Raw genomic sequence first — 15,859 nt, 5'->3', positions numbered from 1 at the left:
CGGCAACGCCTAGGCGAAGTCGATCCCTCCTCTGGCCAAAGTTGGTCGTCTCCCTTCATTCCTGACCCGGTTCACGAATCGGGTCGAGCTTTCGGGGTGTAAACCTTAGCCCATGGGCGAATTGAACCACGAGTGCGGCGTGGCGGCCGTCTATCATCGCCATGCCGAAGGCGGTTCGGTTTCGAGGCTGGCGCCGATTGCCGGCGACGTCAACAGCGTCTCTCGGCTTGTCCCCAGGATGCTGCTCGACATGCAGAATCGGGGCCAGCTTGCCTCGGGGATGACGAGCTACAACCCCACACGGAAGGCGATCCTAACCACCCACAAGGAGTTGGGGACCGTAGCCGAAGGTTTCCGGCTGAATCACAAAGAGAAATTCGAGAAGATCATGAGGGGCCAGGATGGCCCTGCGGCGATCGGCCACGTCCGCTATGCGACCTGCGGGGCCGACGACAAAAGCTATGCACAACCTTTCGAACGAGATCACGGCCGGAAGGCCAAGTGGTTCGCCTTCGCTTTCAATGGCCAGTTGACCAACTACCAGGAACTTCGCCAGGAGTTGCTCGACCAGGGGGATTATCACCTCAAGCGTGACACCGACACAGAGATCCTGATGCACTCGTTGAGCTACGAGTTGCAGAATGAAGGGCCGGTGATCGACTGGGTTGGTGTATTCGGACGATTAGCCGACCGTTTCGACGGGGCCTATAACGTCGTCCTGCTCTCGGCCCTCGGGGATCTCGTGGTGGCTCGCGACCCGATGGGCTTCCGTCCGCTCTGCATTGCCGAGGATGGGCCGCTCTTCGCCGCGGCCAGCGAGAGCGTCCCGCTTTCCAACCTCGGCTTCCAGGGAATCCGGTCGTTGGAACCGGGAACTCTGGCCGTCGCCAATGCCCAGGGCGTCCGGATCGAGCGGTTCGCCCCCTCGCCGAAGCATGCTCATTGCTTCTTCGAGTGGATCTACTTCGCCAATGTCGCCAGCACTCTCGATGATCGCTCGGTCTATCTCAGCAGGGCCGCGCTCGGCAAGGAACTCGCTCGGCTCGAGGATGTCCCTCGCGACGCCGGGACGATTGTCGTGCCCGTCCCCGACACCGCCAAGGCGGCCGCCGACGCAATGGCGTTCGAGCTGGGCCTGCCTTCGGTCGAGGGCTTGATGAGGAATCGTTACGTCGGCCGGACCTTCATCGAGGGGAACGCCGACCGGGCTTCCAAGGCCCGACTCAAGTACACACCGCTGCCCGAGGTCCTGGCCGGCAAGCGGGTCCTCCTGGTCGAGGACAGTATCGTCCGCTCCACGACCATGAGAGCGCTCGTCCACGAGATCCGCGATCGAGGCGGCGCGAGAGAGATCCACCTCCGAATCGCCTGCCCGCCCATCATCGCCCCGTGCTTCTACGGGATCGACATGTCGAGCCGGGACGAGTTGTTCGCCCCCAAATTCGTGGACCTGCCCAACGGCGGGGTCTCCGAGGAAGCCCAGCAGCGGATGGCCAAGGAACTGGGTGCCGATAGCCTGCGATATCTCCCAGTCGATTCGATCGCCCGATCCGTGGGGCTATCGTCCGATCGACTTTGCCGGGCCTGCGTCACGGGCCACTACCCGAGCCCGGCCGGAGAGCATCTCTATCAGATCGACGCGGTCGAGGCCGTCTCGGCGGGCGGGGATGGCCATCGAGGAGTCCGTTCTTACGAGCGTTAAACAACGGGCTAGACGATCATTAGATGAGAGGCGTTCCGTGACCAGGGATGTATCCCATTCCGGTCACGAAACGCCTCTCGTCATTGGAATTTGATCAATGCTCCGACGGTGTCTTCAACGCCTCGATCGCCTTCCGGATTTCCTCGACCTTGGCCGATAGCTCCTTGAGCTGGACCTCGATCCGGCCGGTCGCCTCGTCGACGTTCGCCTTGGCCTTGTTCGTGAGGAGCTCGAGCTGGATGTCGATCGGACCTTGACTCGTCATCGTCTTCCCGGCGGCTTCCCCCGATGACTTTCCATTGAATTGTAATTGATCAAACACCTTCACTTCATACTGCTTTTGATCTGGAGTAGCCCGGAAGATTCGGTTTGTCCGAATATCTTTCAGTTCGATGTTCCCGTCGGCTTTCGTAAGATTCTCGGCGCGGAACGACTTCGGATCGATCTCGATTGCCACATTCGGCTGGAAGAGTTGATATCGGAGATTGGTCGGAACCCCTCGGAAATTAACGATTGTGGGATGGGCACGCTTCGTCGGCGTGACCTCGACGGTTGTTGGCTTTCCAGCACGGAGGACGACCAGCGGGACGGCCTTACCTTCGGAGGCTTGAACCTGGGCGATCAAATTCTCAGCAGACTTTAAAGTTTGGCCGCCCAACGAGATCAGGATGTCGTTCTTCTTGACACCGGCGCGATCGGCCGGGCTATCCTTGACGACATCATTGGCGATCAGTCCAGCCTCGGCGGGGAGTTCGCCCAGGTGGGAGCGGAGGATCGGGTCGACCGGCGAAACTGGCACACCGATCCAGAACTCGGCCGATTCGGCAGAGAAGCCGTGCTCGGGTCCAACAATGCTCATCTGTTGGGGCTTCCCCTCGCGAATTAGCTTGATCCGAACGGGGTCTTTTTCCAGGAGGAGGAACAATCCCTGAGCCTGCGGGACGCTTACGAACGGTTTATCGCCCAGGCTCAACAGGATATCCTTGGACTTCAGTCCGGCCTGTTCTGCCAAACTCATCGACTTGACCTCGACGACGACGACACCTTCACCCTTCGGGATCGCGAGTTGCGTTCGGAGGGCATCGTCGATCGGGGCCAGGACGAGCCCATATTTCGCCTCCAACGTCTCGAAAAACGTCCTGGAATAAATATTGATATTTTCCGACGACGGCTGAGCCCGGACGATCCGACGGATGGTTTGAGTCTCTGATCCCGGCTTGTCGTCGCCGCCGATCAATTCATCGGTGATCACCGATGTTTCAGCGACGTCCGAAGCATCGACCGTGACATCCACCGTTTCTTCGATCCTCTCCGTAACTTCGGAGGGCCTAATTTCCTGCGCCTGGCCGAGCACGGGCCATGCGAGTCCGGCGATCATCGCGAGTCGCGAGACCTTGCTGAATCGAATCATGTGATCCTCTTCTCTGCGAAAGCATCCTCTCGGGCGAACCGACCGGCCACGAGCCTAGAAGGTTTCCTGCCCGACATACTGGAGGGCGACCTCATCCACCGGGATCGAGACGTGACGCCCGTCCTCCAGGACGACGGAGACGAGTCTCCGACGTTCCTCAACCTGATACCCCTGGCGCTCCCACTGCGTCCGGAGATAGTCCGGGACCGGCGAGGGCTGATTGCTCAGCCATTGATCATCCAGACCTGGACCCGAAAGAATCGGGACTTTCCTCGGCGGTGACTCTCCCGAATTCTGGTCGACCAGATTGATCCAACCGACCTCCCGGATCGGCTCCGACGCGGGCGGTGGAACCGGTTTCGATTTCTCCTCCGGAACGAGAGCCACCGCAGGAACGGATTCGCTTCCTGCACCCGAGCGAGAAGCCCCGCCCAGTGCCAGACCGGCGGCGAAGGTTGCTACCAGGACGGTTGCCGCGATCGAGAGACGTTGAAGGCGAGATCGGTTAACGCGGACCCGTGGCGGACTCGATGGTGCCGGATCCGCGCTGGACACGGGAACACTCATCCCCGAGATCGCCGATCGCCAGGCCTGATCTTCCAGGAAGGCGAGCGCACATCGGCGCCAACCCTCGGGATCGTTTTCCAGGCGAAGAAGCAGTTCTCGACGCTCCTGGTCGGCCAGTTCGCCCCCAACCAGTCGGTCTATCGAGGAATCATCAACGGGATTCATCAGGTCATCGATTGGGCTCATCGGGGAACCTCGATCACGTTCGAGCCGGCCAGTTCGTCGCGGAGTCGCTGCCGGGCCCGGTGAAGGCGCGACTCGATCGCACTCTCGGTCTGGCCGAGATGTTCGGCCAGGTCGCGGCAGGACCAGTTCTCGGTGTATTTCAGGAGCAGGATCTCGGCATCCCGGGCAGACAATCGCCCGAGTGCCTCACGGATCAACGAAGATCGCTCGTCGAGCAAGAGCCAGCCGAGCGGATCGGGCGCAGCCGCACCGGCGTCACGCACTTTCTGTGCATAACGACCATTCAGCTTGTGTCGGCGACCCATCGTCCGCCGATAGAGGAGCGTCTTGTGGATGGCCAGGCGATAAAGCCAGCCGGCCAGCTTTGTCGGTTCGATGGCCGTCGTCGCCCCGATGGCGGCCAACGAAACCTCCTGCAAGACCTCATCGACGGCCTGACGCTCGCCGACCCGGGCCGCCACGACGGTCCGGAGCCAGCGGTCGTGCCGGGCTAACGCCGAGGCCCAGTCAATCGGGCCGATTGACGATCCATCGTTCGTGGTCGGTTGGATTCCGTTTCTCATGACAACTAGAAGTTGCCGCGAGCCGGTTTCCCTTGCGATCTTTTTCCAGGATTCGTGACGAGGTGCGATCAAGCTGAGGGCTTCGGCTCCGTCGGAGCCCTCGGCGGGAAGATCGTGGCGACGGGGCAAGCAAAGCCGGCGATGACATTCTCGCCCGAGAGTTCGTCTCCCTCTCGGAGAGTGGTCGTCGATCCATCCGAGCGAACGATGCGAACGGTCCGGGCCGTCGGGCTGACGACCCAGATGAGAGGGACGCCGACCCCGTGGAACATCTCGACCTTTTCCTCGACCTCCTCGGCGAGGTCGTGGGGAGAGATGACCTCGACGACCAGATCGGGCACGACTCGAAGCCAGCCGTCCGTGACCTGATCCCAGGTCAGGCGATCCGCCCGGACGAACGAGACATCGGGCCTCCGGACGGTGTTGGGCCGATCCGGAAAGCATTGGCATCCGTTGTCGGCAGCGAAAACCCAGCCGAGATGAGGGCTTTCGACGTGATTGCCAATCAAGCGGGAGATCTTGCAGCCGATCCAGCTTGAAAGTACGCTCACCTTTCGCTCCACCAGTTCGCCGTCAACAAGTTCGAAACCCTTCTCTTCCGGCAAAGTCACCAGCTCTTCCGGGGTGAGCAGCGTCCTCTCGGCAACGGCATTCATGGTTGGGGCTCCGGTCCTCGCCCGATCGATCTCGTGTCAGTTTAACCCATCCAAAGACGTCTCGTCACCCGCCACGGACCATCCGGGCGATGAACATCGCGTCCGTGTCGGATTCCTGCGGCCAGATCAGGAGAGTCCCGTCGGTCGGCTCTCCGGTGATCGGGTGGGGGAACGGGTCGAGCTTGAACTCGGGCCGGTCGGCCAGGAACGAGCGGAGAACACCCTGCGTCTCGGCCAGGGTGAGGGTGCAAACGGAATAGACCAACGTCCCCCCCGGCCGGACACCCCCGGCAGCAACCCGGAGAATCTGGGCCTGGAGCAAGGCGAGTCGGGCGACCGCGTCGGGGGCCAGGGTCCAGCGAGCGTCGGGGTTGCGTCGCCAGGTGCCGATGGCCGAGCAGGGGGCGTCGACCAGGACCCCGTGATAGGTCCCGGACTTCCCGACAACATGCTTTCCGTCCCAGGGCTTGGTCGTGAGGTTCCGGAACGGGCTCCGCTTGGCCCGACGTGCCGTCTCCTTGAGCCGCCCTTCGTGGACGTCGCTGGCGACGACCAGCCCTTTGCCCTTCATCAGCGCCGCCAGATGCAGCGCCTTGCCACCAGCCCCGGCGCACGCGTCCCACCAGCGCTCGCCGGGGTCCGGGTCGCAGGCCAGGGCGACGGCCTGAGAGGCCAGATCCTGGATCTCCAGATCCCCACGCTCGAAGGATTCCAGATGATGGACGTCCGATTCGGGATCGAGCTTGGCGGCCCGGGTCAGCTTTCGGTGGACCCAGGGCTTGATCCCGATCCCGGACAACTCGGTCCAGATGGCCTGCTCGTCCGTCCCCTGGGCGCGGACCCAGAGGGGAGCGGGGGTCTGCAAGGCCTGGAGGAAGTCCAGGTACTTGGCCTTGGGCGAGCCGCCTCCAGGAGGGAGAGGAAGATGGTCACGGAGCCAGTCGGGGAAGAGTCGCCAGGGGTCGGCGGAGACGGCCCGATCGTCGTTCAGCCGCTTCCAGCCCTCACCCCTCGCGGTCCAGTTCGGGGCGTTCCCGTAGGCCAGCAGTCGCTCGGGATCGCGGTCGATGGCCCGAGCCCAGACCCGGCACGCGGGGTGGACCGAGGAGGAGTCGAGCTGCCAGGCCAGGAGGAGCCGGGCCTCCAGGCTCTCGATATGAAGTGTCTCGATCCAACCGCGCCATCGGAACAGGGCGAAGACCGCTCGGGTGATGAACCGGAGATCGGGGGCGGAAAGGTCGCGTCGGTGCCGGAGTTCCCAGGCGATTGAACGATCCGCCCGACGCCCCTCTTCGAAGACGGAGTGTTCGACGGCCCTGGCCACGGTCACGGCCGAGCCGGCCAGCTTCTCGATCGAGACGACGTTCTGGACCTCGCGAATGCCGGGTCCCGGTCTCGGGCCGGGGCGGGCCGGGGCCTCGGGCCGCCTCGGGGAGAATTCCGGCTTGCCCGGTCGAGCCGAGAACGGCCTTGATCCGGAAGACGAGGGAGAACCGGGCCGGCCGGCGGGGCGTGAGGGGGGCCGGGCTTTCGACGTCGATCGCTTGGGCGAGCGTTTGGGTGGGGTCATCGGATTGGGACGCTGGATCTCGGATGGCCAATTTCAAACATGAAAGACGCTTGAAACTTGAAAATTCAATGTTCGGTCTGGATTACTTGGGCCGACGACGGGCGGTCTGGCGGTGAGGCCGATAGCCGGCCGGCTTCGTGGGCGTCTGAGACTTTGCATTTCGAGGCTCGCCCTCGATGGTGTGGACATAGTTCCCCTCGGCCAGCGACTTGTTCGCCTTGGTCATCCGCGCCTGGAGCGCGACCCTGGGCGGATTCGAGGGGATCAGTGCATCGCAGCCCGAGCCGATCAGGTCTTGTCGACCGGCCTTTTGCAAGGCTTCGCGGACCTCGAAGTAGTTCTCAGGCTTGAAGAACTGGAGGAGGGCACGCTGGAGCTTCCGATCGCGGAGATGCTTCGCGGTATAAACCTCTTCGCCGGTGAACGGGTCGAGCCCCGTGTAATACATGCAGGTGGCGATGTCGAAAGGCGCGGGGATGAAATCCTGGACCTGGTCGGGACGGTAGCCATTCCGCTTGAGGAACAGGGCCAGGTCGATCATCGCGGCCAGGTCGCTGCCGGGGTGCGAGGCGATGTAGTAGGGGACGAGATATTGCTTGGGCTTGCCCGATTTGGCGCTGGCCTCGCGGAAGGCGTCGGCGAAGCCGGCGTAATCGGCCTGGTCGGGCTTCTTCATCCGCTTGAGGACGTCGGGATCGGTGTGCTCGGGGGCCACCTTCAAATGGCCCCCGACATGGTGGGCGGCCAGTTCTTCCATGTATTCGGGCGAGCGCTGGGCGAGATCCATCCGGATCCCGGATGCGACGAACACCTTGCGGATGCCGGGAATTTCCCGGCTCTCTCGCATCAACTCGACCAGCGGCCCGTGATCGGTCCCCAGGAGCTTGCAGACCTTGGGATGTACGCAGGAGAGCCGCTTGCACTTCGCCTCGACCTCGGGCTTGCTGCATCGCATCTGATACATATTAGCCGTCGGCCCGCCGATATCGGAAACGATTCCCGAGAAGCTGTCATCCTCTCCCATCCGGGTCAGTTCGGAGAGGACGGATGCCTTGGATCGGGACTGGATGATCCGCCCCTGGTGTGCCGTGATCGAGCAGAAGGTACAACCTCCGAAACAGCCTCGCATGATCGTGACCGAATCCTTGACGGTCTCGAACGCGGGCACCTTCTCGCCCCGATACATCGGGTGGGGCTTCCGGGTGTACGGGAGCCCGTAGACCCGATCCATGTCTTCTTCGCTGATGGGAAGGCCAGGCGGATTCACGACCACGGCCTGTCGGTCGTGATACTGGACCAGAGTCCGGGCGTTGAGCGGATTGGTTTCCTGGTGAATGATCCGGGTCGCCTTGGCGAAGAGTTGCCGATCGGTCTTCACCTCCTCGAAGGAGGGGATAACAATCGCCTCGGCGGGTGGCTGTTCCCGGGCACCCAGAGCGTACGCCACGGCTCGCATGTCGCGGAGGTCGCGTACGGTCTCTCCGCCGGCCAGCCGCCGGGCGATCTCGACGATCGGTTGCTCGCCCATCCCGAAGACGACGAGATCCGCCTTCGAGTCGAGCAGGATCGAACGCTTGACGGTGTCGCTCCAGTAGTCGTAATGCGCGAGCCGGCGAAGGCTTGCTTCCACCCCACCCGCGATCACCGGGACGCCGGGATAAGCCTCGCGGGCCCTCTGGCAGTAGGGCATGGTCGCTCGGTCGGGCCTCAGGCCAATCCGGGCTCCCGGGCTGTAGGCGTCGTCGTTCCGGACTTTCTTGTTGGCCGTGTAATGATTGATCATGCTGTCCATGTTCCCGGCGCTGATGCCGAAGAACAGGCGAGGCCGACCGAACGTCCGCCAGGGCTCGGCGCTCTTCCAGTCGGGCTGGCTGAGGACCGCCACCCGGAAACCCGCCGCCTCCAGGACCCTTCCCAGGATCCCCATCGCGAAAGCCGGGTGATCGACGTAGGCATCGCCGCTGACCAGGACGATATCCACGGCATCCCAACCCCGGGCGTCCATCTCGGCCCGGGTGGCCGGGAGGTGGGGCAGGGGGATCTCCGACAGCGACAGCACCGGAAGCTGCGTCGGGGCGACATTAGGCCCGGCGTTCCGGGTCGGGCAGGGAGTGGTCGGACCGTTGTTCATGAGCGGGCGAGCAACTCTCGGGAGACGGGCAAGATCCAATCCGCTATTATGCACGTATCCTACATCCCCCGGCAACAGAGGTTCGGACCGATGGCCACCGCCACCCAGACCCGATACACGCCCGAGGATCTCCTGACCATCCAGGATCGGCCCATGCCCGAACTGGTCGATGGCCAATTACTGGAGCGAGAGATGGGCCAGAGATCCGACTCGATCGCGGCAACTTTCTTGATCTTGCTCGGAGTGTTCGTCAGGGAACACGGCCTCGGGCTGGTCAATGGTGCACAGGGAAGCTATCAGATCTTCCCCGATGAACCGAACAAGGTTCGCATCCCCGACGCTTCGTTCACCCGCAAGGAACGAGTTCCAGCGGGAGGTCCATTCGAGGGGCATGGCAAGATCGCCCCTGATCTCGTGATCGAGGTCACTTCGCCGAATGACACTCATCTCACCGTTCAAGCCAAGGTCAACGACTACCTGGCTGCGGGAGTGCCCTTGATCTGGGTCGCGGAACCGGAGACGAAAACCGTCCAGGTCTTCCGTCGCAATCACACGGGCGTTCTTCTCTTCGTCGGAGACGTCCTCGACGGCGAGGAGATCCTTCCCGGATTCCGGTGCGAAGTGGCCTCCCTCTTCGCCTGATCACCGGCGCCGGGCAAACCATCGACTCGCCTGCTCGGGAGCCAAGGTCAGGACGCCCATCTGGACCGCGAGCCTCGGGTCGGCCGCCATTGTCATCAGGACGCTTCGGGAAAGCTTGATCGATCGGCTCAGGCAACTCCGGGCAAGGGTCGCGTTTCCCCCTTTGAGCGCGTCGTGGGCGCGATTGAGGAAGCCGCGTGCCAGCCGTTCGTCGATCGACCTAAGATCGAGCGTCGAGGTCGATTCGGGCGGATTCAGGCGATCAAGCAGTCGGATCTGCTCATCTAGGTCGCTCGTCCCCGTCTTGAAGCGATGAGTTTCGCTCGCGAGATGCCAGCGCATCGCGACCGTGGGCGGTCCGAACCGCCAGGCGAGTCCCCACCCCTGGGCGACCCTCGCCCAGAAATCCCAGTCGACGACATAACGATACGACGGGTCGAATCCGCCGACCTCCTGATGCGCCGACTTCCGGATCGTCACGGCCGAGCAGCGAAGCGGATTCGATAGGCGGAGGAGCGGAAGCCACTCTCCGGGCGGGAAGACCACTTCGCCCGCCTTCGGGACGAAGGCCGAACCACTCCGCTCGACGAGACCGCCCGGGTCGACGACCTTCGGCGAGACGGGACTTCCCAGGTCGTCGATCATCATGACCGGACCGGCGAAGAGGCCGAGCCGAGGGTCGGTGTCCGGGTCCAGGATCGGCCGATGGGCCGCCAGGTGACCCGGCTGCATCACGTCATCTTGATGGAAGATCGCGACCCATTCCGTCTGGCTCAAATCGACGCAACGGTTCCAGTTGCCCGCCAGTCCGAGGCGTTCGGAATTGACCGACACCCGGGCTCGGTCGCCAACCTCTTCCTGAACGATGGCCAGGGTCTCGTCGTCCGATCGGTCGTCGGAGATGACGAGGTCGAACGCAGCCTCCTTCTGGGCCCGGATCGAGGCCAGGGTCTCGCGGAGGTGTCGGGAACCGTTACAGGTGGGGATGACGACGGTCAATTTCGGGAGGTCGAGCAAATTCATCAGTCCTGGTGGATTCTTTCGGGAGATCGGGCGTTTATGCTATTCGGATGTCAATTGTAAGAGGGATCGTTTCCAATCGTCCCATTTTGAGGATGAACTCCGATGCGTAAATCGATCGTGATTCGCTCGCTGGGCGTGATCCTGGCTGCCAGCCTCGCCCTAACGATGGGGAATCGGCCACCGATCCAGGCCAGCCCGCCTGCCCAGTTCGGTGGCGTCGACGTCGAGTCTCACGAGGAAGCGATCCACGAACCAGCGCGAGTGATCCACCTCGAAGCGAGGCCGATGAGTCCCGAGGCCGCTCGGATCTGGTTGAAACTACAGCTAAAGCTAGACATGGTGTTTCCCGACGAAACATCGCTCGACGACGTCGTGAAGCATATCCAAAAGTCGACGGTCAGCGAGCCGGACTTCCCCGATGGCATCCCTATCTATGTCGATCCCCAGGGACTTCAGGACGCGGATAAGACGATGGCCTCGACGGTCAGCATCAACTTGAAAGAAATTCCGCTGGCGACCACGTTCTCACTGCTCTTGAAGCAACTGGGGCTCGTCTATCGCATTCACAAGGATGGGATGATCTTCGTGACCTCGACATCCTCCGAGGATGCGACACAGGCCGAAACCGAGATCATGATCCTGGACACGCTCAATGCCCTCAATTCCGAGGTGCGAGCACTTCGCGGGGAGATCCGGAGCCTTCGAGCCGGAGCCCCGGAGAACTTCCCAGCCCCACCGTCCGCAGCTAACGATCTCAAAGGCGGCATGGGAGGAATGGGAGGGATGATGTGAACCATGTCGGGCCATCGCCTTTCCCGTAATCACAGGGGCACGTCATCGGCCAGTCTCTTGAGGTTCTCCCAGGAATACAGCCCCGAGGAGTGGCCGTCGTTCCAGACGAGCCGGACGGCATAGTTGCCGATCGGCTCCATGCCCTCGAGCTTGAGGTCGGGGCGAATCGAGTTCGGGTCGAGGATCCTATCTCCGGTCCACTCGTCCTTGCAGGTGGCGCAGGGGCATTCGCCCCGGATATAACGATAAGGGAGGCGGTCCACGCGATCGCCCTCCCAGGCCAGTTCTAGGATTTGATCGCCTTGATGGGCGCGGATGTTGCTGGGTGCGTCGCTCATGGGACTCGGTGGGGTGTGGCTCGGTTTGCGGGACCTCGGTCCTTCGAGCCTAGCACGGGGCCCATTGCCTCGGGAAGGGTAGGAGGGTCATCCGATGGAACGATTCCGGGTCAAGGCACCCAGCTTGAACGCGGTCCGTAAGGCGTTGGAGCGTGCCCCGGGCGGGGCTCGGGTGCTCGGTCGATTCGACCGCGAGACGATCGAATGCGTCCACACGATGTCGGCGCACAGCCTGTCTCGACACTGGCCGGTCCTGCTCAGTCGGCTCGACAAGGCGGGCCTGTCCGTGATCGAGGGCGAGGGTCATCCCGACTCTTCGACGACGGACGAGTAATCCTTGCCGATCATTCGAAGATTCGGGTAATCGGCTGTCCGGAGGCGATCGGCAAGGGCCGGCCGAGGGTATCGCGGACCTCGGTGGCCGGGTCGATCCCCAGGGCCCAGAACATCGTGGCCGCGATGTCGTCGGGAGTCACGGGGTCGGAGGCGGGATAGGCCCCGATCCGGTCGCTCGCCCCGTATATTGCCCCGGGCGTGATCCCGGCCCCGGCCATCAGGACGGTGTAGCACTTGGGCCAGTGGTCCCGGCCATCCGGCCCGAACTGCGCGGTGTTCGTCACCTTGGGGGATCGACCGAATTCCCCCATCCAGACGACCAGCGTCTCGTCGAGCAAGCCTCGAGCGGCGAGATCCTCGATGAACGTGGGAATGGTCTGGTCGGTGATCGGGCAGAGTCGGTTCTTGAGCTGGTTGAAATTATCGCCGTGGGTGTCCCAACCGCCGGACCCCTTGCCGCCAATCGACCGGGAGTAGTACACGGTGACGAACCGGACCCCGGCCTCGACCAATCTGCGGGCGAGCAGGCAGCTCTGGCCGTAGGTGGTCCGACCGTAGGCGTCGCGGATCGGTCCGGGCTCGGTCGAGAGGTCGAACGCCGCCTTCACCCTCGGCGAGGCAAGCATCGCCATCGCCCGGTCGTAGAAGGCATCGATACCTCGGCTCGTCGAGGAATAGCCGAGGTCGCCTTGCTCGTCGATCAGCTTGAGGAGCCCCCGGCGATCGTCGAGGCGGGCCAGGGAAGTCTCCTCGGGAAGACTTAGCTCGGGGAGTCGAAAGTCGGGTTTGTTCGGGTCGCGTTCCACGAAGAAGGGATCGAACCCCTTGCCCAGGAAGCTCGCCCCCTGGCCGGGTGTGACGCTCCCGTCGCGGAGGACGTGGGGATACGAGACGTAGGTCGGGAGCGACGGATCATCGACGGGGCGGAACCGGGCGACCACGCTCCCATACGACGGGTAAAGCTCCTGGGTATCGCGAAGCCGGATGTCGTCGATCGGCGGGGCATGCCCGGTCAGGCTGTAATAGGTGGCCGAGTTGTGGTTCTTCATCCCGTGGTGGACCGACCGGATCTGGGCGAACCGGCCGAGGACCTTCGAGAACCGAGGGAGGTGCTCGCTCAGATACAGGCCCGGCTGGTCCGACTGGATCGGCTTGAACTCGCCCCGGATCCCGTCGGGGGCGTCGGGCTTCATGTCGAAGGTGTCGAGGTGCGACGGCCCTCCGAACTGGTGAAGGAAGATGACATGCTTGGCATGGGGGTTAATCGTCGAGATGGCCTCGGACGCCCGGAGTATCATCGGTAGGTTCAGGCCGGCGAACCCCGCCGCTCCGGCCGTCAGGAGACTCCGACGGGTCAACCGGCTGGTCGCTCGAAAATCGGGACAGCCTCGGTTCATGGCGGGGGTCCTTCTCGATCCGATCGCGTCGGTCGGCTCAATGCCTCAACAGGAATTCTTTGCTGTTCAGGATGGCCCAGGTCACGTCTTCCCAGGCTTTCCGACGGTCGGGAGCCCGCGCGACATGCTCCAGGATGGCGGAACGCCGGGTCGCGTCGGGCTCGTGGGACAGGGCCGCCAGGCTGAGCTCGTCGAGGACCTCGGAATCGGAAGCTCCCGAATCGATCAGGCGGCCGATTCGATTCTGCTTGTCCGTCAGCATCGCGCGAATGGAATCGCCGTTGATGAGCTGGAACGCCTGGGCCAGGGTGGTCGCCTCGGACCGCTCGCATTCGCAGGTCAGGAGCCGGTCGGGCTTGCCGAACGACTGCAAGAAGGAGCCGCCCGGTCGGGCTCCGGGCATCTGTACGGCCCGGGTCGATGGTGGGGCGTGCTGGAACGGCTCGGGATGCTCGAGAACCTGCCCGATGGCGTCGAGGAGAACTTCTGCGGGGAGCAATCGAACCGAAGCATGAGAGTAATTGATCTCGTCCTCCGCATTCGACCCTAGAGGACGGGCGTCGAGGCCGTAGGTACGCGACTTCATGATCAGGGCGACCTGCGGGCGGAGCCGATAACCGTTATTCACGAGTTCGTCCGCGAGCTTGACCAGGAGCTTTGGGTTGGTCGGAGGGTTGGAGTCGCGGAAGTCATCCACGGGCTCGACCAGCCCCCGGCCCATCAGGTGGAACCAGATCCTGTTGGCCATGTTCCGGGCAAATTGGGGATTGTCGACCGTCAACCAGTTCGCCAGCTCATCGAGAGCGGGGGACTTTTGAGCGAGTTCGACCTGGGGACCACCCGGGGGTCGGGGCGCAAGGGTCTCGCCCGACCGAGGCTGGACGATCTTCGGGGTCCCTTCGAGATAGATCAGTTCGTCGCCGTTGATCTCGTGCTTATCGAGACGGTCGGACCGAAGGTTGTTGATCTCCTTCCGCCTGACATTGCTGAAGTAGGCCGCCAGCCCGAAATAATCGTCCTGAGTCCAGGAGTCGAACGGGTGATTATGGCACCGGGCACACTGGAGTCGAACGCCCAGGAAGACCTGGCCGACGGTCTCGGCCGCGGTCATCGGGTCGCGATTCGTCCGATGGAAGTTGGCCGGAGGATTCCGATAGGTCGAGCCAATCGAGGCGATCAGAGACCGGGCGAAGACGTCGAGCGGGATATCCTGGGCCACTTGGTCGCGAAGCCATCGCTGGAAGACCCAGACTCCCTTCGCCCCCATGGTCTTCTCCTCGTTACGGAGAAGATCGGCCCACTTCAAGGCCCAGAAATCGGCGAATTCGGGACGCTCCAGGAGGCGGTCGACCAGCTTTGGGCGCTTGAGAGGGTCGAGGTCGGTCAGAAAGGCTCGAGCTTCCTCCGGCGTGGGCAAGACACCGAGCGCGTCCAGGAAGGCTCGACGAAGGAATACAGAATCCGTCGAGAGTTCCGACGGCTCGATCTTGTGAGCCTTGAACTTGGCGAAAACGAGGGAATCGACGAAATTTTCCTCGGGGACCTCGCGCCAGGCAAAGTCGGGCCGGACGGGCAGGAACGCCAATCGGGAGACCCCTCGACCGTTCAGGTACCGAACCGCGACGACCGCCTCGACGGGACGACCGGCCTCGACTCGACCCTCGGGCGTGACCGCGACGAGCGACGGATCGTTGACGTCGAACGCCGACTGTCGGGTCACGTCACGTCGCGATCCATCGGAGAAGGTGGCCGTCACCACCAGCTGCTGGGCCAGGTTCGGGCCCGGGATCACCCGATCGTCGGGGAAGACTTCGAGTTGGATGAGCGTCGGTGCGGTCGCCAGATCATCCTTCGCACCTTCGGCCACCCAGTCGAGCAGTGCGGCAGCCTCCGGTGATTGAGCGGTGAAGCGCCGGCCCCCCTCGTGGGGATCGAGACCGACCGGCTTTCGATAGATCAGGCTTTGCGAGGAGTCTGCCACGTCGATCCGCCGGCCGAAGGCATCGCGAGTCATTGAGAGGAGGTCGAAGGCGGGATCGTCCCCTCGAAGGCTGAGCCGAAATCCCCCCTTGCCATTGATGTTGCCGTGGCAGGGTCCCGCGTTGCATCCGGCCTTAGAGAGCAGGGCCACGATATCGAGTCGATAGCTCGTGGAGGGTACCCCGACGGACGGGCCAACCTCGATGTTCACCTCCTCGTGTTGCCCCTCGACCTCGACGATGAGACGGCCGCGTCCCTCCGATCTCGGGAGGATCAGGCCGGTCCGGGTCACCGCTGCGATCGATCGAGGCTCGACGGTATAGGAAGCCACGCCGGTCACGTCTCGCGACGTACCGTCCTTGCTCTCGATCGAAATCGCGACCTGCTGTCCCTTTCCGGATCCCTCAATCGCGATCGAGGTGGGCTCGATCATCGGCCGAAGGCCCTCTGCCCGCGACGGATCCTGGGAGAGAGCAAGCCAGAGCCAGGCCAGGACGAACGAGCGATGGGCTAGCGGGGTGGTCAAGGTCGGACCCCCTCGGTGAGAGCGACCGGAAACCCATCG

At 63.2% G+C, this 15,859-nt stretch carries 14 protein-coding genes; 4 read left to right on the top strand and 10 right to left on the bottom strand.

What is annotated here, in order from left to right:
* The first annotated feature begins 112 nt into the window (after positions 1–112).
* Positions 113–1,702, top strand: coding sequence for an amidophosphoribosyltransferase (locus P12x_RS17995; protein WP_435005836.1), 1,590 nt, complete (start codon positions 113–115; stop codon positions 1,700–1,702).
* A 94-nt stretch (positions 1,703–1,796) separates the two neighbouring features.
* On the opposite strand, the gene P12x_RS17990 is transcribed toward P12x_RS17995, so the two are convergent.
* From P12x_RS17990 to P12x_RS17965, 6 genes are all read right to left on the bottom strand, one after another.
* Complete coding sequence (locus P12x_RS17990; RefSeq protein WP_435005834.1) at positions 1,797–3,113, bottom strand: PDZ domain-containing protein; 1,317 nt, start codon at positions 3,111–3,113, stop codon at positions 1,797–1,799.
* 54 nt (positions 3,114–3,167) lie between these two features.
* Positions 3,168–3,866, bottom strand: a complete 699-nt coding sequence (locus tag P12x_RS17985) for a hypothetical protein (protein ID WP_435005833.1) — start codon at positions 3,864–3,866, stop codon at positions 3,168–3,170.
* Positions 3,863–4,429: an RNA polymerase sigma factor gene (locus P12x_RS17980; RefSeq protein WP_435005832.1), complete on the bottom strand. Its 567-nt coding sequence runs from the start codon at positions 4,427–4,429 to the stop codon at positions 3,863–3,865. Before P12x_RS17980 ends, P12x_RS17985 begins: the two co-directional genes overlap by 4 nt.
* A gap of 68 nt (positions 4,430–4,497) precedes the next feature.
* Positions 4,498–5,085: a Uma2 family endonuclease gene (locus tag P12x_RS17975; RefSeq protein ID WP_435005831.1), complete on the bottom strand. Its 588-nt coding sequence runs from the start codon at positions 5,083–5,085 to the stop codon at positions 4,498–4,500.
* A 64-nt stretch (positions 5,086–5,149) separates the two neighbouring features.
* The gene (locus tag P12x_RS17970; RefSeq protein ID WP_435005829.1) at positions 5,150–6,655 is read right to left on the bottom strand and encodes an RsmB/NOP family class I SAM-dependent RNA methyltransferase; all 1,506 of its coding nucleotides are present in this window, start codon (positions 6,653–6,655) and stop codon (positions 5,150–5,152) included.
* Between the two features lie 82 nt (positions 6,656–6,737).
* The gene (locus P12x_RS17965; protein ID WP_435005827.1) at positions 6,738–8,786 is read right to left on the bottom strand and encodes a YgiQ family radical SAM protein; all 2,049 of its coding nucleotides are present in this window, start codon (positions 8,784–8,786) and stop codon (positions 6,738–6,740) included.
* 90 nt (positions 8,787–8,876) lie between these two features.
* On the opposite strand from P12x_RS17965, the gene P12x_RS17960 reads away from it, so the two are divergent.
* Positions 8,877–9,428 (top strand): Uma2 family endonuclease, encoded by a 552-nt coding sequence (locus tag P12x_RS17960; RefSeq protein WP_435005826.1) that lies wholly within the window; start codon positions 8,877–8,879, stop codon positions 9,426–9,428.
* Here P12x_RS17960 and P12x_RS17955 read toward each other — a convergent pair whose 3' ends face one another.
* Complete coding sequence (locus P12x_RS17955; RefSeq protein ID WP_435005824.1) at positions 9,429–10,451, bottom strand: glycosyltransferase family 2 protein; 1,023 nt, start codon at positions 10,449–10,451, stop codon at positions 9,429–9,431.
* 102 nt (positions 10,452–10,553) lie between these two features.
* On the opposite strand from P12x_RS17955, the gene P12x_RS17950 reads away from it, so the two are divergent.
* A complete protein-coding gene (locus P12x_RS17950; RefSeq protein ID WP_435005822.1) occupies positions 10,554–11,243 on the top strand; it encodes a hypothetical protein in 690 nt (229 codons plus the stop codon).
* 29 nt (positions 11,244–11,272) lie between these two features.
* Here the strand turns inward: P12x_RS17950 and P12x_RS17945 are convergent, their stop codons facing one another.
* Positions 11,273–11,581, bottom strand: coding sequence for a DUF971 domain-containing protein (locus P12x_RS17945; protein WP_435005821.1), 309 nt, complete (start codon positions 11,579–11,581; stop codon positions 11,273–11,275).
* A gap of 94 nt (positions 11,582–11,675) precedes the next feature.
* On the opposite strand from P12x_RS17945, the gene P12x_RS17940 reads away from it, so the two are divergent.
* Complete coding sequence (locus P12x_RS17940) at positions 11,676–11,915, top strand: hypothetical protein (protein ID WP_435005820.1); 240 nt, start codon at positions 11,676–11,678, stop codon at positions 11,913–11,915.
* 10 nt (positions 11,916–11,925) lie between these two features.
* On the opposite strand, the gene P12x_RS17935 is transcribed toward P12x_RS17940, so the two are convergent.
* Positions 11,926–13,314, bottom strand: a complete 1,389-nt coding sequence (locus P12x_RS17935; protein WP_435005818.1) for a DUF1501 domain-containing protein — start codon at positions 13,312–13,314, stop codon at positions 11,926–11,928.
* 37 nt (positions 13,315–13,351) lie between these two features.
* Positions 13,352–15,820 carry a DUF1549 and DUF1553 domain-containing protein gene (locus tag P12x_RS17930; protein ID WP_435005817.1) on the bottom strand — a complete coding sequence of 823 codons (2,469 nt, stop codon included), beginning with the start codon at positions 15,818–15,820 and terminating at the stop codon, positions 13,352–13,354.
* Positions 15,821–15,859 lie beyond the last annotated feature (39 nt).

It is taken from the genome of Tundrisphaera lichenicola (genome assembly GCF_051175385.1).
Classification (GTDB): Bacteria; Planctomycetota; Planctomycetia; order Isosphaerales; family Isosphaeraceae; genus Tundrisphaera; species Tundrisphaera lichenicola.
Note: the sequence above shows the minus strand (reverse complement) of the source record. Positions and strands in the feature narration are given on the sequence as shown.

Coding starts and splice junctions, on each gene's coding strand:
- P12x_RS17945 (WP_435005821.1), bottom strand. CDS start 11,581: ATGAGCGACGCACCCAGCAACATCCGCGCCCATCAAGGCGATCAAATC.
- P12x_RS17995 (WP_435005836.1), top strand. CDS start 113: ATGGGCGAATTGAACCACGAGTGCGGCGTGGCGGCCGTCTATCATCGC.
- P12x_RS17935 (WP_435005818.1), bottom strand. CDS start 13,314: ATGAACCGAGGCTGTCCCGATTTTCGAGCGACCAGCCGGTTGACCCGT.
- P12x_RS17940 (WP_435005820.1), top strand. CDS start 11,676: ATGGAACGATTCCGGGTCAAGGCACCCAGCTTGAACGCGGTCCGTAAG.
- P12x_RS17955 (WP_435005824.1), bottom strand. CDS start 10,451: ATGAATTTGCTCGACCTCCCGAAATTGACCGTCGTCATCCCCACCTGT.
- P12x_RS17975 (WP_435005831.1), bottom strand. CDS start 5,085: ATGAATGCCGTTGCCGAGAGGACGCTGCTCACCCCGGAAGAGCTGGTG.
- P12x_RS17960 (WP_435005826.1), top strand. CDS start 8,877: ATGGCCACCGCCACCCAGACCCGATACACGCCCGAGGATCTCCTGACC.
- P12x_RS17985 (WP_435005833.1), bottom strand. CDS start 3,866: ATGAGCCCAATCGATGACCTGATGAATCCCGTTGATGATTCCTCGATA.
- P12x_RS17980 (WP_435005832.1), bottom strand. CDS start 4,429: ATGAGAAACGGAATCCAACCGACCACGAACGATGGATCGTCAATCGGC.
- P12x_RS17965 (WP_435005827.1), bottom strand. CDS start 8,786: ATGAACAACGGTCCGACCACTCCCTGCCCGACCCGGAACGCCGGGCCT.
- P12x_RS17990 (WP_435005834.1), bottom strand. CDS start 3,113: ATGATTCGATTCAGCAAGGTCTCGCGACTCGCGATGATCGCCGGACTC.
- P12x_RS17970 (WP_435005829.1), bottom strand. CDS start 6,655: ATGACCCCACCCAAACGCTCGCCCAAGCGATCGACGTCGAAAGCCCGG.
- P12x_RS17950 (WP_435005822.1), top strand. CDS start 10,554: ATGCGTAAATCGATCGTGATTCGCTCGCTGGGCGTGATCCTGGCTGCC.